At 52.3% G+C, this 20,544-nt stretch carries 16 protein-coding genes; 5 read left to right on the top strand and 11 right to left on the bottom strand.

The features are described from left to right. Window positions 1–27 precede the first annotated feature (27 nt). Window positions 28–966 carry a bifunctional riboflavin kinase/FAD synthetase gene (gene ribF / locus ABDW13_RS19860; RefSeq protein WP_343554261.1) on the bottom strand — a complete coding sequence of 313 codons (939 nt, stop codon included), beginning with the start codon at window positions 964–966 and terminating at the stop codon, window positions 28–30. Window positions 967–1,284: 318 nt separating this feature from the next. Between ribF and rpsT the strand changes: the two genes are divergently transcribed. From rpsT to ABDW13_RS19845, 3 genes are all read left to right on the top strand, one after another. Next, the gene (gene rpsT, locus ABDW13_RS19855; RefSeq protein WP_036619798.1) at window positions 1,285–1,548 is read left to right on the top strand and encodes a 30S ribosomal protein S20; all 264 of its coding nucleotides are present in this window, start codon (window positions 1,285–1,287) and stop codon (window positions 1,546–1,548) included. Window positions 1,549–1,748: 200 nt separating this feature from the next. After that, a complete protein-coding gene (locus ABDW13_RS19850; RefSeq protein ID WP_343554260.1) occupies window positions 1,749–4,592 on the top strand; it encodes an amino acid adenylation domain-containing protein in 2,844 nt (947 codons plus the stop codon). Between the two features lie 8 nt (window positions 4,593–4,600). Then, window positions 4,601–5,365 (top strand): enoyl-CoA hydratase-related protein, encoded by a 765-nt coding sequence (locus tag ABDW13_RS19845; RefSeq protein ID WP_343554259.1) that lies wholly within the window; start codon window positions 4,601–4,603, stop codon window positions 5,363–5,365. A 35-nt stretch (window positions 5,366–5,400) separates the two neighbouring features. Here the strand turns inward: ABDW13_RS19845 and nhaR are convergent, their stop codons facing one another. The 4 genes from nhaR to dnaK all read right to left on the bottom strand — a co-directional run bounded on the left by nhaR (window position 5,401) and on the right by dnaK (window position 10,883). Beyond that, window positions 5,401–6,294 carry a transcriptional activator NhaR gene (nhaR, locus tag ABDW13_RS19840; protein ID WP_343554258.1) on the bottom strand — a complete coding sequence of 298 codons (894 nt, stop codon included), beginning with the start codon at window positions 6,292–6,294 and terminating at the stop codon, window positions 5,401–5,403. 34 nt (window positions 6,295–6,328) lie between these two features. After that, window positions 6,329–7,507, bottom strand: a complete 1,179-nt coding sequence (gene nhaA, locus ABDW13_RS19835; protein ID WP_343554257.1) for a Na+/H+ antiporter NhaA — start codon at window positions 7,505–7,507, stop codon at window positions 6,329–6,331. Window positions 7,508–7,740: 233 nt separating this feature from the next. Continuing rightward, a complete protein-coding gene (gene dnaJ, locus ABDW13_RS19830) occupies window positions 7,741–8,874 on the bottom strand; it encodes a molecular chaperone DnaJ (protein WP_343554256.1) in 1,134 nt (377 codons plus the stop codon). A 104-nt stretch (window positions 8,875–8,978) separates the two neighbouring features. Continuing rightward, window positions 8,979–10,883 (bottom strand): molecular chaperone DnaK, encoded by a 1,905-nt coding sequence (gene dnaK, locus ABDW13_RS19825; RefSeq protein WP_343554255.1) that lies wholly within the window; start codon window positions 10,881–10,883, stop codon window positions 8,979–8,981. Between the two features lie 299 nt (window positions 10,884–11,182). On the opposite strand from dnaK, the gene satP reads away from it, so the two are divergent. Beyond that, the gene (gene satP / locus ABDW13_RS19820; RefSeq protein WP_343554254.1) at window positions 11,183–11,743 is read left to right on the top strand and encodes an acetate uptake transporter; all 561 of its coding nucleotides are present in this window, start codon (window positions 11,183–11,185) and stop codon (window positions 11,741–11,743) included. Window positions 11,744–11,780: 37 nt separating this feature from the next. On the opposite strand, the gene ABDW13_RS19815 is transcribed toward satP, so the two are convergent. The 3 genes from ABDW13_RS19815 to tal form a co-directional block, all read right to left on the bottom strand. Then, a complete protein-coding gene (locus ABDW13_RS19815) occupies window positions 11,781–13,091 on the bottom strand; it encodes an MFS transporter (protein WP_343554253.1) in 1,311 nt (436 codons plus the stop codon). 109 nt (window positions 13,092–13,200) lie between these two features. Beyond that, window positions 13,201–13,788, bottom strand: a complete 588-nt coding sequence (mog, locus tag ABDW13_RS19810) for a molybdopterin adenylyltransferase (protein ID WP_343554252.1) — start codon at window positions 13,786–13,788, stop codon at window positions 13,201–13,203. Window positions 13,789–13,910: 122 nt separating this feature from the next. Next, window positions 13,911–14,864: a transaldolase gene (gene tal, locus ABDW13_RS19805; protein WP_343554251.1), complete on the bottom strand. Its 954-nt coding sequence runs from the start codon at window positions 14,862–14,864 to the stop codon at window positions 13,911–13,913. Between the two features lie 213 nt (window positions 14,865–15,077). Here tal and yaaA point away from each other — a divergent pair, with 213 nt between their 5' ends. Further along, a complete protein-coding gene (gene yaaA, locus ABDW13_RS19800; protein ID WP_343554250.1) occupies window positions 15,078–15,854 on the top strand; it encodes a peroxide stress protein YaaA in 777 nt (258 codons plus the stop codon). Window positions 15,855–15,908: 54 nt separating this feature from the next. On the opposite strand, the gene thrC is transcribed toward yaaA, so the two are convergent. The 3 genes from thrC to thrA all read right to left on the bottom strand — a co-directional run. Next, complete coding sequence (gene thrC, locus ABDW13_RS19795) at window positions 15,909–17,192, bottom strand: threonine synthase (RefSeq protein WP_343554249.1); 1,284 nt, start codon at window positions 17,190–17,192, stop codon at window positions 15,909–15,911. A 3-nt stretch (window positions 17,193–17,195) separates the two neighbouring features. Further along, complete coding sequence (gene thrB / locus ABDW13_RS19790; RefSeq protein WP_343554268.1) at window positions 17,196–18,125, bottom strand: homoserine kinase; 930 nt, start codon at window positions 18,123–18,125, stop codon at window positions 17,196–17,198. Window positions 18,126–18,127: 2 nt separating this feature from the next. Continuing rightward, window positions 18,128–20,544 (bottom strand): bifunctional aspartate kinase/homoserine dehydrogenase I (thrA, locus tag ABDW13_RS19785; protein ID WP_343554248.1); only part of this gene is annotated, 2,417 nt, incomplete at its 5' end.

Here is a 20,544-nt window from a genome sequence, read left to right as displayed (position 1 = left end):
CAGATTCTCGATTCCGTATTTCGGTCATTAAACCGGTGTTTTTAGCCCAAAGAATTGGCGGGCCGTCACCACATCTTTCGCAATTTGTTCTTTCAACGCGTCCAGCGAAGCGAAACGCTGTTCATCGCGAATCTTCTGCTTCAGCACCACTTCAATATGATGCCCATAGAGATTCATATTTGTGTCGAGCAGGTGAACTTCAAGCTGCTGACGTAAACCTTTTACCGTTGGACGTGTACCGATATTAGCCACGCCCGGCAACGGCTGTGCGCCGAGGCCCAAAACTTCAACCGCAAACACGCCTTTAACCGGCGTAACGCTGCGACGTAATGGGATATTTGCGGTAGGAAAACCGATGGTGCGCCCAAGTGCATCACCGTGCACCACGCGACCTGAGATACCAAATGGATGGCCCAGCAACGCTTCGGCTTGCGCAAAATCATCTTGTGCCAGCGCCTGACGAACTGCCGTGCTGCTGATACGCTTGCCGCCATCGCAGTAAGTTTGGGTGCTGATAACCTCAAAACCATACTCGATACCGGCTTTCTGTAATAACAGGAAATCGCCCTGGCGACCAGCGCCGAAGCGGAAATCATCACCGACCGCGAGGAATTTGACGTTGAGCTTATCCACCAGCAATTCAGAGATAAAACTTTGCGCCGAGTGTGCGGCAAAGCGGCGATCAAAACGCACGCACAGCACCGCATCCACACCCGCAAGTTCCAGGTATTTCAGTTTTTCGCGCAAACGCGTCAGACGCGCTGGCGCTTTGTCACCGGCAAACAACTCAAGCGGTTGTGGTTCGAAGACCATGACCACCACCGGCAGATTGCGTTTTCGTCCCTCGGCAATTAATTCAGCCATCAAAGCCTGATGGCCGCGATGTACGCCGTCAAAATTACCAATGGTCAGGACGCAGCCGCGATGCTGCTCTTTCAGATTATAAATACCGCGGATAAACTTCATGGCTGACTCAAACCGGTGGAAATCGGCGGATTATACCCTTGAATGGCGTTTAGGTTAACCCGTATACGTGCCTTTCCTGCTTTGGAAGCGGCTTAATCCGCGTGTGACCAGATGCTTAGCGAGGATCTGAAGATTTTTGCTGCGAAATACTGTATTCAGCGGCGTGTTGCTGGTAGAATCCTGCGCCATCAATTACGTAATCAAGTGTTGTTGCTGAAACGACGCTTATTTGCACAAATCCATTGACATAAGAAGGCGCAAAAGGCATAGTCCTCGGCCTTTGATTTGTCCATATAGATCACATTTGGGAGTTGGACCTTGGCTAATATCAAATCAGCTAAGAAACGCGCCGTAACATCTGAGAAACGTCGCAAGCATAACGCAAGCAACCGTTCAATGATGCGTACTTTCATCAAGAAAGTATACGCGGCTATCGCAACAGGCGACAAAGCTGCTGCGCAGAACGCATTCAACGAAATGCAACCACTCGTGGACCGTCAGGCTGCTAAAGGTCTGATCCACAAAAACAAAGCTGCACGTCATAAAGCAAACTTGACTGCTCAGATCAACAAACTGGCTTAATCGCCCGTCTGTTTATCGCTTTGTAGAAAGAACCGGCGCTTAGCCGGTTTTTTTATGCCTAAAAATCAAAGTTCAAATTTTCATGATAACTTGTTGAATCTTTGATTATTTCCCCGCCGTTTTGTTCTGTCACTATTCCTCTCGCTCGTTATTCATGTGAATTCGCGAGCATGAAATCGAATTTCATGGAGGAAAAATCAATGCATCAAAATAACCAAAGTGCAGTTTGCCGTCCTGGCACTTCGCATCTTAGTACCGAGGACCAAAACAAGTTTTGGTCATGGGGCCAGGGAGAGCTGGCACAGCCCACGCACACTTTACTTCACAAAGCCTTTTCTGCCTGGGTAAACCAGCAGCCAGATGCGATTGCCGTTGTCCATGGCAATGAAGCCATCAGCTACCGGGATTTAGATCGACGCGCAAATCTTCTGGCTCAACAATTGCTGCTGAATAATGTCCAGCCTGGTGACAATGTCGCCCTCTTCTTACAACGTTCAATTCCGCTTATCGTGGGCATCATCGCTAGCTTAAAAGTCGGCGCAGCTTATGTCCCTCAAGATGCCATTATTGCGCCACAAACTCTGCTCAAAACTATCCTGGAAATCACAAAATGTCCGGTGATTTTGACTACGCGCGCTTATGCTGATGCGATTCCAGCGAGTAGCCATCACCAGCTCATTTTCATTGATGAGTTAGATTTAGAAGGCCCATTGCCAGCGCAGTTACCCGATGTGTCCCCGCAAAACAATGCCGTGATCATTTTTACCTCCGGCACTACCGGTAAGCCTAACGGGGTACAGGTCACACATCAGAATATTTGCAACATCCTGCTCACATCGCCTGGATCCTTAGGGATGAAACCCGGAAAGCGAGTGGCGCAGATCCTCAATATCGCGTTCGATATGGCGGTTTGGGAGATTCTGGGATCACTGACCAATGGAGCGACGTTAGTAATACGTGGAAAATCAATCCAGGAAACGGCGGCCAAGGTCGATATCCTGATTGCTACCCCCTCCATTTTGGCAGGCTTAGATAGCCGCGCTTGTCGAAGTCTTTCAACGGTAGCCTTGGCCGGTGAACCCTGCTCAATCACGCTCGCCAATGAGTGGGCGTCATTTTGTCAGTTCTGGAACTGTTGCGGTCCAACTGAAACGACCATCGTTAATACCATGCAACATTATCAACCTGGCATCTCAGCCAAACTGACAATTGGCACCCCAACGCCCAATAACACAGTTTATGTCCTAAATGCGGAACTTCATCCCTGCGCCATTGGTGAGATAGGTGAAATGTGGGCCGGCGGCCTTTGTGTTACAGCGGGCTATATTAATAATCCAGCACTGAACAGCGATCGCTACCGCCCCGATCCTTTTGCTGCGGACGGCAGTATGATGTTCCGTACCCGTGATCTAGGTCTTTGGACTGCTGAAGGTGAGCTGGAGCATTTGGGACGTTCCGATGATCAAGTCAAAGTTCGTGGGTTCAGAATTGAGCTAGATGCCATATCGACGCTGTTGGAAAAAATGCCAGGCTGCCAGCGCGCCGTGACAATGAAAAAGGATGACCGCACGCTGTTATCTTGGGTCACGCCGGAAACGGTAGACAGTGCAGAAGCCAAACAATGGCTTGAACAACATTTGCCTTATTACAGCATTCCCGAGTCCATCACCCCATTAAAAAAATTCCCTGTAACCGATCGTGGAAAAATAGATAAGCGCGCACTGCTTCCCCCAGAAACGCAGCATAAAGCGTCATTACCACCGGTATTACCGTTGTATAAACGCTTAGGCGCGCTTACCCAGCTGGAACACTACAAGCGGTTATTTTTCCTGGTAATTTTATTGAACGCTTGCTGGTTCACCTGGGGGATTTTACCCGGTCAATGGTGGGAAAGTTCAGATCGCCTGCTGATTTTATCAAACACCGTAGTCGTTAACCTGACGCTAGCGGCCCTGATACGCCAGCAGCATGTAGTTAACCTGCTGTTTTGGCTGGTAACGCGCGCTCCAACTTCATGGCCATTATGCATACGACGCCATTTAGCGAAGGTTTATCACTTTGGCGGAATTCACTCCAGTGCAGCCCTTGCTGCTACCGTATGGATGACGATATTTGCTGTCAGCTTGCTGAGTCAGCAGACTGAGCAGCTGCCTCAACTCGCACTGGTGGCAGCCGTTTTACTTCCCATGTTTTTAGCGATGATGTTGATCACCGCACATCCCAAAATGCGCATGAGAAACCATGATCTTTTCGAACAAGTTCACCGTCTGGTTGGCTGGAGTGTACTCGGTTTATTTTGGCTGTTTACGCTTAGCTTCAGTGCCGCTCAGCAAGCCGAGGACACTTCAGTGTTTGAACTTGGATCCTTTTGGGCCTTGCTCGCCGTGACACTCAGTGTGATTGCTCCATGGCTACATCTGCGTAAAGTGCCTGTAAAAATTGAGCGCCTTTCGTCTCATGCTGCGGCCATTACGTTGACGCTCCCTAAAACCCCTTTTGCTGGGTCATCGACTTCACTTAGCTTATCGCCACTCAAAGATTGGCATGCATTCGCTAACATTCCTGCGCCGGGAGTAAGAGAGTCTCGTTTGATTGTTTCTCGCGCTGGCGATTGGACCGGCGAAATCATTAATACCTTGCCGGATTACCTTTGGATAAAAGGCATTACGACCTCGGGTGTGGCACGCATAGAAACACTTTTCCACTCCGTGTTATATGTCGCGACAGGAAGTGGGATTGGCCCAGTTATTCCACATTTGTTGGCGCAAAACGTTCCTACCAAACTGATTTGGGCAACGCGAACACCGAATCTCACTTATGGAGACACTCTGGTGGAAGAGATTATGGCGGCACAGCCTGATGCGCTGATTTGGGATACCGATATTCATGGCAAACCTAATTTACTTCGCCTGTCGTTGGAAATGGTTAAGCAACACAATATCGAAGCTGTGATTTGTATCTCTAATCGCAAACTTACCGCTTATGTCGTTGAAGGGTGTGAAGCGCGTGGCACGCCTGCTTACGGTGCGATTTTTGATTCTTAGGAGTGAGCATGCATATTCAAATTGAACGCGTGAAGCGAGTGGTAAAGCTGCGTATTGCCAGGACAGAATCACGTAACGCCTTGAGTGATAATATTTTCAATGAATTGATGGAAATAATGCGGCCGCTTGATCACGATCCTACGGTCGGTTGTTTTCTAGTTTGCGGTCAGCCGGAGTATTTTTCTGCTGGTGCGGATATCAGAGAAATGGCGATGCATTCGCAATCCGATATGGTGCGCAGTGATTACTTTGCCGGCTGGGGACAATTTTGCCAGTTGCGCACGCCAAAAGTAGCGGCCGTAAGCGGTTATGCTTTCGGTGGCGGGTGTGAACTCATGATGATGTGTGACATTAGCATTGCCGCCCAGAGTGCTCGTTTTGCCCAACCTGAAATAAAATTAGGTGTCATGCCTGGCATTGGTGCCACGCAACGCTTAACGCATTTAGTTGGCAAAGCCAGAGCTATGGATATTTTGTTAACTGGGCGTGAATTAACCGCACAAGAGGCGGAGAAAATTGGACTTATCTCGCGAGTGATTCCCGATGAAGCGCTTGAGACTGAAGCACTGCGCTTAGCTGACACGGTGGCTGGTTGGAGCAAACCTGCCGCGATTGCCACACGTGAAGCCGTGAATGCGGCGGAAGAAATGGGATTACAAGCAGGTCTGACCTTTGAACGCCGCCTGTTCCACAGCTTGTTTGCCAATCAGGACCAACAGGAAGGGATGCGAGCATTTTTAGAGAAACGTCCCGCACACTTCATTCATCAGTAAATGAAGTGCAGACAGATTCACGCCTGTCTGCACCTTTAATTTCGCCGAAACAGATAGTTAAAATCGTGATGGCAAATACGCTGCACCGCCGGATGTTGAATCATGCGCTCAGCGAAGATCACGTGATACTCTTCCATCACTTCCTCTAAACGCCCAATCTCCTTGATCGCATCGTCACGATAAATTTCTGCGCCGTACAGCGTTGGGGCGACAAAAATCGCGTTGTTCAAAGCACCAAATGCCTTCATCAACGCGGCATCATCAAACTCGCCAAGAATCTCCACCTGCAAGCCCTGACTGTGAATCCAGTTCAATAATTTGCGACCCAGCATTGAGCGGCGGCCAGGAATCAATAAGCGGCGTTCTTCCAGGCAAGCGGGGAAAGGCAAGGACGGCAAAGGAGTGTTGCACCAGAAACTGATCGGACACTCACCCAGCTTGAGTGAAAACAGCCCTTCCTGTTGGGTTGAGTCGATGGAGCAATCGGAGAGGATCATGTCCAGTTTGTGCTGGCTAAGTTGCTCCAGCAGCATCTCATGGGTTGATTCAAAGCAGCGCAAATGGATTTTTTCATCCGTCATAACCGCCGTTTCGAGCACCTTGCTGACCAACTGCTTCGACAACGCATCCGCGACGCCGACATCAAACAACAGATGCGACTCTTTGCGATAGTTAACGATATCGAGCATTTCCTGGCTCAGCATGAACATACGATCGGCATAACGAAACACCAGCTGACCAAGTTCATTGGGCACTAAACCGCGCCCTTGCCGCCGAAACAGCACGCCGCCCAGCTGATCTTCCAGCGCTTTGATTTGGCCGGTCACCGTTTGCGGCGCCAGACACAAGACATCCGCCGCACGCACCACCGAACCGGTTTTGCATACCTGCCAGAAATAGTAGAGATGATTAAAATTGAGCTGATTCATCGGCAAAAAAGGAGGCTTGCGCCTCCTTCCTGTATTAACGCAGTTTAATGCGCAGCAGCACGTAACCCAGCACCGCCGACAGCAGCGAACCACTGAGGATGCCCAATTTAGAGAACGTCACCAGCTGTTCATGCGCGGCATCGAATGCCAGCGAACTGATAAAGATCGACATGGTGAAGCCGATACCGCACAGCACACCAATCGCCATGATATCGCGTATCGTGGTGCCTGCCGGCAGCACCGCCAGCCGCCATTTCACCGCCAACCAGCAGAACAAGGTGATACCCAATGGTTTACCAATCAACAGGCCGAGAATGATACCCAGCGGCTCTGGTGACAGCGCATCCATAAAGGTGATGCCGGTCAGCGAAATGCCCGCATTGGCGAAAGCAAACAGCGGCAGAATCAGCCAGTTTACCCACGGCATTAAACCATGCGCTAAATGTTCAGCCGGGGAATGCCCATCCTTCTCTTCCAGTGGAACAAAGAAGCCGACGATAACGCCCGCCAACGTAGCGTGTACGCCGGACTTAAGCACCGCCGTCCACAGCACTATACCCACCAGCATGTAAATCGCGATATTGCGCACGCCACAGCGATTAAGAATCGCCAGCAGCACAATCGCACCTGCCGCCACGCTCAACGACAGCACCGAGAGATCGCTGGTGTAGAACAGCGCGATAATCACGATGGCGCCAAGGTCATCGATAATCGCCAGCGCCATCAGGAACACTTTCAGCGCAGTAGGAACGCGGCTGCCAAGCAACGCCAATACACCCAAAGCAAAGGCAATATCGGTCGCGGTAGGAATTGCCCAACCGTTACGCGCAATCGGATCGCCATGGTTTAGCATCAGGAAAATCAATCCCGGCGCCACCATGCCGCCCAGCGCGGCAATTACCGGGAAGATGGCACGATCGCGACTAGCAAGTTCGCCAGTAATCAGTTCGCGTTTCACTTCCAAACCGATCACCAGGAAAAACAGCGCCATCATCGCATCGTTAATCCACAGCAGCAGGTTTTTGCTGATATCCAATGCGCCAAAGCGAATTTGCACCGGTTCCGCCAGCAGCGATTGATAGCCTTGAGCGGTCTCCGCGCTGTTAGCCAAAATCATGGCGGCGACTGCAGCCAAAATCAGCACCATGCCGTTACTGGCGTCACTGGCAATAAAGCTTTTCAATAAGCTCCGAATAGAACGGGTTTTGTTCACAACTCCTCCTGAGTAGGGACATGTAGGCTGAGAAGTGTAGCGAGTTGGACACCTCGTTAAAAGCAGCTTATGTCTCGTTAATTACTCGATAATACCGATGTATTGAAATGGCGTTTATGGCGTATATCAATTAAGAGGCAGAATTGAGCATAGAGCAGAGGCGGCACATTGGCGGGAAAACATAAAAAAAGCGGAGAGTTGCCTCTCCGCTTTTTAATTCATTACTTGCGAAATTAACGTGTCAGGTCGTCGAAGAACTTCTTCACGCCGTCGAAGAAGCTTTTGGAGCGCGGGCTATTTTTCTCGCCGCTTGGGCCACCAAAGCTCTCTTCCAGTTCACGCAACAGCGCTTTCTGCTTATCGTTAAGGCTAACTGGCGTTTCCACCACCACACGACACAGCAAATCACCGACCGCACCGCCACGCACTGATTTCACGCCTTTACCGCGCATGCGGAACAGTTTGCCAGTTTGCGTTTCAGACGGCACTTTCAGGTTCACACGGCCATCAAGCGTCGGCACTTCAATCTCGCCACCTAATGCTGCCATGGCAAAGTTGATCGGCACTTCGCAGTACAGGTTGTTATCTTCACGTTCGAAGATAGGGTGCTTCTTCACTGAAACCTGTACGTACAGATCGCCTGCCGGGGCACCGTGTTCACCTGCTTCGCCTTCGCCACTGAGACGGATGCGATCGCCGGTATCCACGCCCGCCGGAATTTTCACCGACAGCGTTTTGCTGCGCTCAACACGGCCGTGACCATGACATGCGTTGCATGGATCTTTGATCACCGAACCGCGACCGTGACAGGTTGGACACGCTTGCTGCACCGTGAAGAAGCCCTGGCGCATCTGCACCTGGCCCGCACCGTGACAGGTATGACAGGTCTGCGGTTTGGTGCCCGCTTTCGCGCCGCTGCCGTGGCAGACATCGCACTCTTCCAGCGTAGGAATGCGGATCTCTTTGGTCACGCCGCGTACCGCTTCTTCAAGCGTCAGCTCCATGTTGTAGCGTAAATCGGCGCCACGAGCAGCACGCTGACGGCGGCCACCACCAAAAATATCGCCAAATACGTCGCCAAAGATATCGCTGAAGTCAGCTCCGCCACCACCGAAGCCGCCACCACCGCCCATGCCACCTTGTTCAAAGGCTGCATGACCGTATTGGTCGTAGGCCGCACGCTTCTGCGCATCGGTCAGAATTTCGTAGGCTTCCTTAACCTCTTTAAACTTCGCTTCGGCTTCTTTATTGTCCGGATTACGATCCGGATGGTATTTCATCGCCAGGCGCTTATAAGCCTTTTTGATTTCACGCTCATCCGCGGATTTAGAGACGCCTAAGATCTCGTATAAATCACTCTTAGCCATATTTGTTCTGCCCTTAACATGATCGCACGGGCGTGGAGAAATCTCCTACGCCCGTGCTGGTTTCAACGGCTGTCAGGCCAGCCGTCGCGCCCGGTCAGGGGCAATTATTTTTTGTCTTTAACTTCTTCGAATTCAGCGTCGACAACGTCGTCATCTTGCTTCGCAGAAGCCTCGCCAGCGTCAGCTTGACCTTGCTGCTGCTGTGCCAGTTCCATCAGCTTGCTAGACACTTCCATCAATGCCTGCATTTTGGCTTCGATTTCTGCTTTGTCTTCGCCTTTCAGCGCGGTGTTCAGCTCGGTCAGTGCCGCTTCGATTGGTGCTTTATCGTCAGCGGACAGCTTGTCACCGGCTTCATCCAACTGCTTACGGGTGCTGTGAGAGATCTGATCACCTTGGTTACGGGTCTGTACCAGTTCTTCGAACTTACGGTCAGACTCGGCGTTCGCTTCCGCGTCGCGCACCATTTTTTCGATCTCTTCTTCGTTCAGACCAGAAGAAGCCTTGATGGTGATCTTCTGCTCTTTACCGCTGTTTTTGTCCTTCGCTGATACGTGCAGGATACCGTCCGCATCGATGTCAAAGGTGACTTCGATCTGTGGCATACCGCGCGGTGCAGCCTGGATACCATCCAAGTTGAACTGGCCCAGTGATTTGTTATCACCAGAACGCTTACGCTCACCCTGCAGCACGTGAATCGTCACGGCAGACTGGTTATCTTCAGCAGTTGAAAACACCTGGCTGTGCTTGGTTGGGATCGTGGTGTTCTTGCTGATCAGCGAAGTCATCACGCCACCCATGGTTTCGATACCCAGTGACAGCGGAGTCACGTCCAGCAGCAGAACGTCTTTCACTTCACCCGCCAACACGCCGCCCTGAACCGCAGCACCGACAGCAACCGCTTCATCCGGGTTCACGTCTTTACGTGGCTCTTTGCCGAAGAATTCAGTCACTTTAGCCTGAACCATTGGCATACGAGTCTGACCGCCAACCAGGATCACGTCGTTGATGTCAGAAACTGACAGGCCTGCATCTTGCAGAGCCACTTTCAACGGCTCGATTGAGCGAGAAACCAGATCTTCAACCAGTGATTCCAGTTTCGCACGCGTCACTTTGATGTTCAGGTGCTTAGGACCGGTTGCATCCGCCGTGATGTACGGCAGGTTAACGTCGGTCTGCTGAGCTGAAGACAGCTCGATCTTGGCTTTTTCTGCGGCTTCTTTCAGACGCTGCATTGCCAACGGATCGTTGTGCAGATCGATGCCCTGATCTTTCTTAAATTCAGCCACCAGATAGTTAATCAGACGGCTATCGAAGTCTTCACCACCCAGGTGGGTATCACCGTTGGTTGCCAACACTTCAAAGGTTTTTTCGCCATCAACGTCATCGATCTCAATGATTGAGATATCGAAAGTACCGCCGCCCAGGTCATATACCGCGATAGTACGGTTGCCCTGACCTTTATCCAGACCGTAAGCCAGTGCAGCTGCGGTTGGTTCGTTGATGATACGTTTTACTTCCAGACCCGCGATACGGCCGGCGTCTTTGGTCGCCTGACGCTGCGCATCGTTGAAGTAAGCTGGAACAGTGATAACAGCTTCAGTTACCGCTTCACCGAGGAAATCTTCCGCGGTTTTCTTCATTTTTTTCAGCACTTCAGCAGAGATCTGCGGCGGTGCCATTTTCTGGCCTTTCACGTCCAGCCATGCGTCGCCGTTATCAGCGCCGATGATTTTATATGGCATGATTTTGATATCACGCTGTACTTCTTCGTCCTGGAAGCGACGGCCAATCAGGCGCTTGATCGCAAACAGGGTGTTCTGCGGGTTGGTCACAGACTGACGTTTAGCCGGAGAACCAACCAGAGTTTCGCCATCTTGTGCATACGCAATGATCGACGGCGTGGTGCGATCGCCTTCGGCGTTTTCCAGCACGCGTGCTTTACCACCATCCATAACTGCAACACATGAGTTGGTTGTACCCAAGTCAATACCAATAATCTTACCCATCTAAACGTCTCCTACTTAAATTCTTTGCCAATTTGGGTTGTGAAACAGAGATGCGGCCTAACTGACCACTTTCAACTGCTGAAGCAGGCTTTTTTGCTGCCTCACAACGCTCGATGACAAGTAAATGGGGCCAGTTAGATGCGCATCAAGGGTTAAAACTAAAAAAATTTCATTCTTTAGCGCGATTCAGATCAAAGTTGGGCAAAAAGAGGCCGCTTATCATGCTGCGCCTCGCGCCCCACCGCGGTTTGCGCGGGCAAAACACAAAAAGCAATTCACAACATCACCTCTGAGGAAATATGAGCAACACCACGCTGGCGAATCCCGCCCCGCTGGGCTTAATGGGATTCGGTATGACCACCATTCTGCTCAACTTACACAACACCGGCCTGTTTGCGATGGACGTCATCATTCTGTCGATGGGCATCTTCTATGGCGGCATCGCGCAAATTTTTGCCGGTCTGTTGGAATATAAGAAAGGCAACACCTTCGGACTCACCGCCTTCACCTCGTATGGTTGCTTCTGGCTGACGCTGGTGGCGATTCTGCTGTTGCCAAGAGTTGGGCTGACAGAAGCGGCTGATAGCCACTTCCTCGGTGCCTGGCTGGCGCTGTGGGGCGTTTTCACCGCATTCCTGTTTATCGGCACACTGAAGTCGCCAAAGATGTTGCAGTTCATCTTTGCCAGTTTGACGATTCTGTTTGCGTTGCTGGCCGTTGGTCATTTGACGGATAACGCAGGACTGCTGCGCATTGCCGGTTACATTGGCATCGTTTGTGGATCGAGCGCGTTCTATCTGGCGATGGGCGAAGTGCTGAACGAGAAGTTTGGCCGCACCATTCTGTGGATTGGCGAGTAATGAAAAAAACGCGGAGCTTGCTGGCCCCGCGTTTTTATTATGACGAATGCAGCGACATATCCAGCTGCGCATGCTGCTGACGGCTATCGCGCCACAGCCAAATCCCCACCACAAAGCCGATTCCCGCCAGCGCCAGCACATACCAGGCGGGTGCCATCGGCGTTAGGCTCATCATTAACGTCACGCTGATTGGCGTCAGACCACCAAAAATCGCGTACGCCACATTGTACGAGAATGAAATACCGGTAAAGCGCACCGGCGCTGGGAAAGCGCGCACCATGACAAACGGCACGATGCCGACCACGCCAACGCTTAATCCCGCTAAGCCGTACCAAACAAACAGCATTTCAGGCGTGCTACTCAATTGATGGAAGAAATTCCAGCTGCCGATCGCCAGCAACAATGAGCCCACCATCAAGGTGCGCGCTGCGCCAAAGCGATCCACCAGCCAACCGGCAATCACACAACCTAACAGCAGCATCACCGTGGCGAAGCTGTTGGCTTGCAGGCTTAACGCCGCCGGAATGCCGTGCTGTTTCTGCATCAAGGTCGGTGCCATCAAAATCACCACCACGATGCAGGCTGAGAGCAACCAAGTCAGCAGCATCGAAATCACAATGCTGCGTTTGTGGTTGGCAAGGATGGTTTGCAGCGGCATTTTTTCAGCCAGCGCTTTGCGTTGCTGCATTTGCTGGAATACCGGTGTTTCATGCAGCCAGCGGCGCAGATACATCGCCAGCAAGCCGAACACACCACCGAGGAAAAATGGAATGCGCCAGCCGTGATCGCGAATCGCCGCGGGAGATAATGTGGTATTCAGCACGGTTGCCACCAGTGAACCAAGCAGAATGCCAGCGGTTAAACCGGCAGTCAGCGTACCGCAGGCAAAACCAATGCGTTTTTCCGGCACATGTTCCGCAACAAATACCCACGCGCCCGGCACTTCACCGCCAATTGCCGCGCCTTGCAGCACGCGCATTAGCAGCATCAACAACGGCGCAGCAATGCCAATACTGGCATAAGTTGGCAGCGCGCCCATCGCCAATGTTGGCAAGGCCATCAGCAGAATGCTCAGGCTGAACATTTTCTTACGCCCCACTTTGTCACCAAAGTGCGCCATGATAATGCCGCCGAGCGGACGCGCCAGATAACCGGCAGCAAAGATGGCGAAGGTCTGCACCTGACGCAGCCATTCAGGAATATCGGGCGGGAAAAAGAGCTCGCCAATGACGGCGGCGAAAAAGACGAAAATGATGAAGTCGTAAAATTCCAGCGCCCCGCCAAGGGCAGCCAGCGACAGGGTTTTATAATCCTGTCCATTGAGTCGACGCGTTGTGTGCGTATCCATAATCCAGCGTTATCCAGAGGCAAAATAAGGTTGTAAAGCTGGAGTTACTATACCGTCAATATTTTGCCACACCAGCGCCGCTAGATTTTATGCCTGAAAATGACGATCTTTAGTCATTTGTCTCACGCCGGGCGCTTTTCGGGCGAAAAGCTGCTACCACTTCGCTGTGCGTTTCCACATACGGCCCCTCCAGCAGCTGTAAACAATAAGGTACAGCAGCAAAAATCCCCGGCACTTTAACCGATCCATCTTCTGCTTTAAGTCCTTCCAGCGTTTCTTTAATGGATTTTGGTTGGCCCGGCAAATTGAGGATCAAAGACTGTTTGCGGATCACGCCAACCTGACGCGACAAAATCGCTGTTGGCACGAATTGCAGGCTGATTTGGCGCATCTGCTCGCCAAAACCCGGCATCTCACGATCGGCAATGGCTAATGTGGCATCCGGCGTGACATCACGTCGCGCTGGCCCGGTGCCGCCGGTGGTCAGCACTAAGTTACAGAACAATTCATCAACCAATTCGCAGATCGCCTGCTCAATCATTGGCTGCTCATCTGGCACCAAACGCGTTTCGATTTCAAACGGCGTAGCGATTGCAGCAGCGAGCCAGCTTTCTAACGCCGGAATGCCCTGATCCTGGTAAATGCCATTGGCAGCTCGATCGGAAACGGAAATTAATCCAATACGTAAAGTATCCATAGAGTTATCGCTGTGGTTGGCTGCATCGCAGCTGAAAAGAAGGAGGATTTAAACAGGATAATACAAGAAGCGGGGGAAAAACGTAAAACCGTGGCAGCGGGTTGCCGCCACGGCGTATCACCTTACAGCAGTTCGGCGATCATCTTCTCAAGTTTGCCCTGATCGATGGCAAAGTTGCGGATACCTTCAGCCAGTTTGGTCACGGCCATTGGATCCTGGTTGTGCTGCCAGAAGAACTCAGCTTCAGTCATCTTCGCTGGACGCGCTTTCACTTCGCCGGTGTAGCTCAGTTTGCGCTCAACGGTACCTTCGGTCTCAGCCAGCTCTTTCAGCAGGCCTGGAGAGATGGTCAGGCGGTCGCAGCCAGCCAGTTCGATGATTTCACCCACGTTACGGAAGCTGGCGCCCATCACCACGGTTTCATAGCCGTGCTGCTTGTAGTAGTTGTAGATTTCAGCCACAGAAACCACGCCTGGATCTTCGTGTGCAGCGTACTCTTTCTTATCGGTGTTTTGCTTGTACCAGTCGAGGATACGGCCAACGAATGGTGAAATCAGGAACACACCCGCTTCCGCACATGCACGCGCCTGCGCGAAGGAGAACAGCAGCGTCAGGTTACAGTTAATGCCTTCTTTTTCCAGCTGCTCAGCAGCACGGATACCCTGCCAGGTCGAAGCCAGTTTGATCAGGATACGATCGTTGCTGATGCCAGCATCGTTGTACAGTTTGATCAGGCTACGCGCTTTGGCGATGCTCGCTTCAGTGTCGTAAGACAGGCGCGCATCAACTTCAGTTGAGATACGGCCAGGGATCAGTTTGAGAATTTCCAGACCAATGTTGACGGCCAGCTTGTCTGATACCAGCGCCAGTTGTTCTTCTTTATTGCTGCTCTGCTGACGCGCCCAGGTAATGGCTTCGTCAATCAGTTTGCGGTATTCAGGGATTTGAGCGGCGTTGAGAATCAAAGAAGGGTTGGTGGTCGCATCTTGCGGCTGGTAAAGCTTCATTGCCGCGATATCACCGGTGTCGGCGACCACAGTAGTCAGCTGACGCAAGGAAGTAAGTTTGTCCGTCATGGTTCTCTTTCTCTTAGGTTGACTGTCAGGGTGTAAAAGGCTGTTGCGATAATATCACGCACAATTCACCACGCAACACCACGAAGTGCCCTTTACGATAGCGCTAACAAATGGCAGCGATTTGCCGATTCGCCGCGCTTTTTTGCTACACTCGCTGCGACATTTTTCCCTTCAATCCCCTGATAAACCTGCGGGTCAACGAGGACGTAAACAATGCTGATGGTTATCTCGCCAGCGAAAACTCTGGACTATGAAAGCCCGCTGGCGACACAACGCTATACACAACCGGCGCTGTTAGAAAAATCACACCAATTAATTGACGTTGCGCGCGATCTTTCACCGGCGCAAATCGGTTCGCTGATGAGCATCAGCGACAAGCTGGCGCACCTCAACGCCGAGCGTTTTAACCAGTGGCAACCGCCCTTCTCGCTCGATAACGCACGTCAGGCGATTCTGGCGTTTAAAGGGGACGTGTACACCGGTTTGCAGGCTGAAACCTTTAATGATGGCGATTTCGAGTTTGCTCAGCAGCATTTGCGCATGTTGTCAGGTTTGTACGGTTTGCTGCGCCCGCTGGATTTAATGCAGCCGTATCGCCTCGAAATGGGCATCAAGCTGGCAAATCCGGCTGGCAAAGATCTTTACGGTTTCTGGGGCGATTTGCTGACGGAGAAGCTGAATGAAGCGATTGCCGAACAAGGCGATGAGGTGCTGATTAATCTGGCATCGGATGAATATTTCAAAGCCATCAAGCCGAAGAAGCTCAACGCGCAGCTGATTAAACCGGTGTTCCTTGATGAGAAGAACGGCAAGTTCAAAGTGATTAGCTTCTACGCCAAGAAAGCACGTGGATTGATGAGTCGTTACGTGATTCAGAATCGCCTGACCAAGCCAGCGCAACTGAAGAAATTCGATGTGGATGGCTATTTCTTAGATAGCGCAGAAAGCAGCGAGAACGAGTTGGTGTTTAAGCGCCGCGAGCAGAAATAAGAAAGCCGCCAAGATGGCGGCTTTCTTGAGGTCGCCATGAATGGCGACCCTACATTACTTCAGTAAAAACGCGCGCAGTTCCGCGAAATCACCTTTCAGATTGTGCGACAGCAGCGGCAAGTCGGCACGCTCCGCCAGCTCTTTCGGCAACGGCAATTCCTGGCCTAAAATCTCGTCCACGCTCTCTTTAAACTTGGCTGGATGTGCGGTGCCGAGGAACAGACCATATTCGCCGTCCTGCAAATTATCGCGCAGCAGACGATAAGCAATCGCCGCGTGCGGTTCAGAGATGTAGCCAATTTCTGCCAGCTCGCGCATGGTGGACTTGGTGGTTTCATCCGATACCGCGCCGTACGCCAGATCGGTCAAACGCCAGGTTTTGCGGCGGAACAGCTCTTCCACACGCGGCCAGTTGTTTGGCTGGCTAACATCCATCGCATTCGACAAGGTTGCCACAGTGGCATTCGGCTGCCATTCGCCGTTGCCGAGGAAGCGCGGCACAGTATCGTTAGCATTGGTCGCCGCGATAAAGCGCTTGATCGGCAAGCCGAGTGATTTCGCCAGCAAGCCCGCGGTCAAATCACCGAAGTTACCGCTTGGCACCGACACCACCAGCTGATTGCGTTTCTCTTGTGGCAGTTGCGCTACCGCTTCGAAGTAGTAGCAAATCTGCGCCAGCAAACGGCTGATGTTGATTGAGTTCGCCGAGTTCAGGCCAATCGCCTTTTTCAACTTTTCATCGTCAAACGCCTGTTTTACCAGCGCCTGACACGCATCGAAATCGCCTTCAACCGCGATAGTTTCGATGTTGCCGCCCAGCGTACAGAACAGTTTTTCCTGCAACGGGCTGATTTTGCCTTGTGGATACAAGATCACCACGCGCACGTTTTCCATGCCGTAGAACGCATGCGCTACGGCAGCGCCGGTATCGCCAGAGGTCGCGGTCAGAATGGTGATCTGCTCATCTGCGCCACTGACATAAGACAGCATTTGCGCCATGAAACGGCCGCCGAAATCTTTAAACGCCAGCGTTGGGCCGTGGAACAGTTCAAGACACGCCACATCAGCGCTGACTTCCGCCACTGGCGCCGGGAAAGCAAAGGCGTTTTTCACGCGCTCGGCCAACTGATGCGCGGCAATTTCATCGCCAATGTAGGCAGACAAAATTTTAGTGCTGCGGCTGACGAAATCCATCTCCAGCATGGCATCGATATCGGTCAGTTCGAATTCCGGCAGTTCGAGCGGGAAAAACAGCCCTTGCTGCGAGCCGAGGCCCTGTTTAACGGCCTGAGCAAAACTAACCTGCTCGTTGTGATCCTTAAGGTTGTAGAGTTTCATGCGTTATCCCAATTTACGTGCGCCAGCCGTATCAAGACGGCAGATATGGACGAAACCTTCTTCATTTTGCAGATAGTGTTGGCTCAGCCAATCTGCCATCCGCTGTGCTGTTGCCATTTCGTTGCAAACAGCGAAAAGTGTCGGGCCGGAACCCGAAATACCGCAAGCCAGCGCGCCAATATCCTGCGCCGCTTTGCGCGCTTCAGCGAAGCCTGGCAGCAGTTTGGTGCGATACGGCTCGGCGATCACATCCTGCATAAGTTTAGCCGCAAGCTCAGGCTGACGGGTATGGCAGGCGTGAATAAAGCCCGCCAACAGGCGACCGTGTTTGATGGCATCCTCTTTGCGATATTGTGCCGGCAGAATGGCGCGCGCTTCAGCGGTGGAGACTTTAATCCCCGGATACGCCATCACCCACAGCCATTCATCGAAGCACGGCACGTCCTGACTAATGATGCCGTTCTCTTCAATCATCAACTGCACGCCGCCGAGGAAGCACGGCGCGACGTTATCGTAATGTACGCTGCCGGAAATACGCCCTTCCAGCTCGCCCATCAGCGCCAGCAGTTCGGTATCGTTGAGCGGTTTGCCGCAGAATTCGTTCATCGCCATCAAACCCGCGACCACCGAACAAGCGCTTGAGCCCAATCCAGAGCCAATCGGCATGTTTTTTTCCAGCGTCATCGCCACCGGAACCTGTTTGCCGATCGCCTGGCAGAAACGTTCCCAGCACTGATAAACGATGTTTTCCTGCGGATTGCTCGGCAGTTTGCTGACAAAGCGCCCGGAGTTCACCAGGCTGAAGCTGTCGGCGGCCTCAACAGAAACGCAATCACCTAATAAGGTGCCATCCACCGGCGAAACCGCCGCGCCCAGCACATCAAAGCCGACGCTGACGTTGCCTATTGAGGCCGGTGCATAAATTTTTACCATCATTAAACTCCCAACTTCCACGACAGCGTACGCAAAAGGTCAGCAAACACACCCGCCGCCGTTACATCATTCCCCGCGCCGTATCCACGCAGAACCAGCGGGATCGGCTGATAATAACGGCTGTAAAATGCCAGCGCGTTTTCACCGTTCTTCACTTTGTAGAGCGGATCGTTGCCGTCCACCGCATCAATCTTCACTTTGCAGACGCCGCCTTCTTCAATGGCGCCGACGAAGCGTAACACTTTACCTTCGTCACGCGCTTTGGCAACGCGCGCAGCAAAGGCATTATCCAGCTCCGGCAAACGCTGCATAAACTGCTCAACATCGGCGATGTCGGTCAAACTGGCAGGCAGTAACGGTTCGATTTCAATATCGCTCAACTCCAGCTGATGTCCGGCTTCACGCGCCAGAATCAATAGCTTACGCGCCACATCGGTGCCCGAAAGATCGTCACGCGGATCCGGCTCGGTAAAGCCCATTTCGCGCGCCATTTTCGTCGCTTCAGACAGCGAAACGCCTTCATCCAGCTTGCCGAAGATAAATGACAGCGAACCAGACAGAATCCCTGAGAACTTGATCAGTTCGTCACCGGCGTTCATCAGGTTTTGCAGATTTTCGATTACCGGTAAACCCGCGCCAACGTTGGTGTCGTAGAGGAATTTACGGCGCGATTTGGCCGCCGCCGCACGCATTTGCTGATAGTAATTCCACGACGAGGTGTTGGCCTTTTTGTTTGGCGTCACCACGTGGAAGCCTTCTGCAAGGAAATCAGCATACTGATCGGCCACCGCCTGGCTTGAGGTACAATCGACGATCACCGGATTCAGCAGATGATACTCCTTCACCAAACGAATCAATCGACCGAGATTAAACGGCTCTTTGGCTTCGTTTAGTTCCGCTTTCCAGTTGCTAAGATCGATACCGTGCACGTTGGTTAACAGCGCACGCGAGTTAGCGATACCGCATACGCGCAGATCGATATGCTTCTGTTTCAGCCAGGTTTGCTGGCGATGCAACTGGTCCAGCAACGCAGCACCGACGCCGCCGACGCCCACTACGAACACTTCGATCACCTGATCGGTGGCGAACAACATCTGATGCACTACACGCACGCCAGTGGTGACTTCATCATTGCTGACTACAACAGAAATGGAGCGCTCGGATGAACCCTGCGCAATCGCCACGATATTGATGTTGGCGCGTGCCAGCGCCGAGAAGAACTTGGCGGAGATGCCGCGCAGCGTGCGCATGCCATCGCCAACCACTGAAATTACCGCCAGCTGTTCCAACACATCGAGCGGATCGAGCAAGCCATCTTTCAGCTCAAGATAGAACTCTTCTTCCAACACACGACGCGCACGCGCCTGCTCACTTTGCGGTACGCAGAAGCTGATGCTGTATTCGGAAGAGGATTGGGTGATTAACACCACAGAAATGCCGGTGCGTGACATCGCGGCAAACACGCGCGCCGCCATGCCGACCATGCCTTTCATGCCTGGGCCAGAGACGTTGAACATCGCCATGTTATTCAGGTTGGTGATGCCTTTCACCGGATTCTCATCCAGCTCACCTTCGCCACCAATCAAGGTGCCGGGCGCTTGCGGGTTTGCAGTATTTTTGATTAGGCAAGGGATCTGGAACTGGGCGATCGGCGCGATGGTGCGTGGATGCAGCACTTTGGCACCGAAATAGGAGAGCTCCATCGCTTCCTGATATGACATCGACTTCAGCAAGCGCGCATCCGGCACCTGACGTGGATCGCAGGTATACACGCCATCGACGTCAGTCCAGATTTCGCAGCAATCAGCGCGTAAACAGGCTGCCAGCACTGCCGCTGAATAATCAGAACCGTTACGCCCCAGCACCACCAATTCGCCCTTCTCGTTACCGGCGGTGAAACCGGCCATCAGGATAAAGTGATCGGCAGGAATCTGGCTGGCGGCGATGCGGCGAGTAGATTCGGCGATATCCACGGTGGATTCGAGATAGTGACCAATCGCCAGCAACTTCTCCACCGGATCGATCACGGTGACTTTGTGGCCGCGCGCTTGCAGCAGCGCTTCCATGATGGCAATCGACAGCTTTTCGCCACGGCAAATAATGGCAGCGTTGACCGCATCAGGACATTGTCCCAACAAGCTGATGCCGTGCAGCACTTGTTTCAGCTGTGCGAACTCCAACTCAACGCGGGTTTTTACGCCGTCATAATCGAAGCCCGGTTGTGCGTCACGCAGGCCTTGCAGCAGGTCGGCAAAAATACGTTCTGCGTCGCTGATATTCGGCAGCGTGTCGAGGCCGCTGATGGTTTTCTCAATCATCGCCACCAGATGATTGGTAATTTTTGCTGGTGCAGAGAGTACGGTCGCAACCTGTCCCTGTTGTGCATTGCTTTCCAGAATATCCGCCACGCGGAGAAAAC

The organism is Pantoea sp. (assembly GCF_039594315.1).
In the GTDB taxonomy this organism is placed as follows: Bacteria; Pseudomonadota; Gammaproteobacteria; order Enterobacterales; family Enterobacteriaceae; genus Pantoea.
Note: the sequence above shows the minus strand (reverse complement) of the source record. Positions and strands in the feature narration are given on the sequence as shown.

Excerpts from the sequence above, each read along its gene's own strand:
- ABDW13_RS19815 (WP_343554253.1), bottom strand. The coding sequence starts at position 13,091 with ATGGATACGCACACAACGCGTCGACTCAATGGACAGGATTATAAAACC.
- dnaJ (WP_343554256.1), bottom strand. The coding sequence starts at position 8,874 with ATGGCTAAGAGTGATTTATACGAGATCTTAGGCGTCTCTAAATCCGCG.
- yaaA (WP_343554250.1), top strand. The coding sequence starts at position 15,078 with ATGCTGATGGTTATCTCGCCAGCGAAAACTCTGGACTATGAAAGCCCG.
- satP (WP_343554254.1), top strand. The coding sequence starts at position 11,183 with ATGAGCAACACCACGCTGGCGAATCCCGCCCCGCTGGGCTTAATGGGA.
- mog (WP_343554252.1), bottom strand. The coding sequence starts at position 13,788 with ATGGATACTTTACGTATTGGATTAATTTCCGTTTCCGATCGAGCTGCC.
- nhaR (WP_343554258.1), bottom strand. The coding sequence starts at position 6,294 with ATGAATCAGCTCAATTTTAATCATCTCTACTATTTCTGGCAGGTATGC.
- thrB (WP_343554268.1), bottom strand. The coding sequence starts at position 18,125 with ATGGTAAAAATTTATGCACCGGCCTCAATAGGCAACGTCAGCGTCGGC.
- ribF (WP_343554261.1), bottom strand. The coding sequence starts at position 966 with ATGAAGTTTATCCGCGGTATTTATAATCTGAAAGAGCAGCATCGCGGC.
- ABDW13_RS19845 (WP_343554259.1), top strand. The coding sequence starts at position 4,601 with ATGCATATTCAAATTGAACGCGTGAAGCGAGTGGTAAAGCTGCGTATT.
- tal (WP_343554251.1), bottom strand. The coding sequence starts at position 14,864 with ATGACGGACAAACTTACTTCCTTGCGTCAGCTGACTACTGTGGTCGCC.
- thrC (WP_343554249.1), bottom strand. The coding sequence starts at position 17,192 with ATGAAACTCTACAACCTTAAGGATCACAACGAGCAGGTTAGTTTTGCT.
- ABDW13_RS19850 (WP_343554260.1), top strand. The coding sequence starts at position 1,749 with ATGCATCAAAATAACCAAAGTGCAGTTTGCCGTCCTGGCACTTCGCAT.
- dnaK (WP_343554255.1), bottom strand. The coding sequence starts at position 10,883 with ATGGGTAAGATTATTGGTATTGACTTGGGTACAACCAACTCATGTGTT.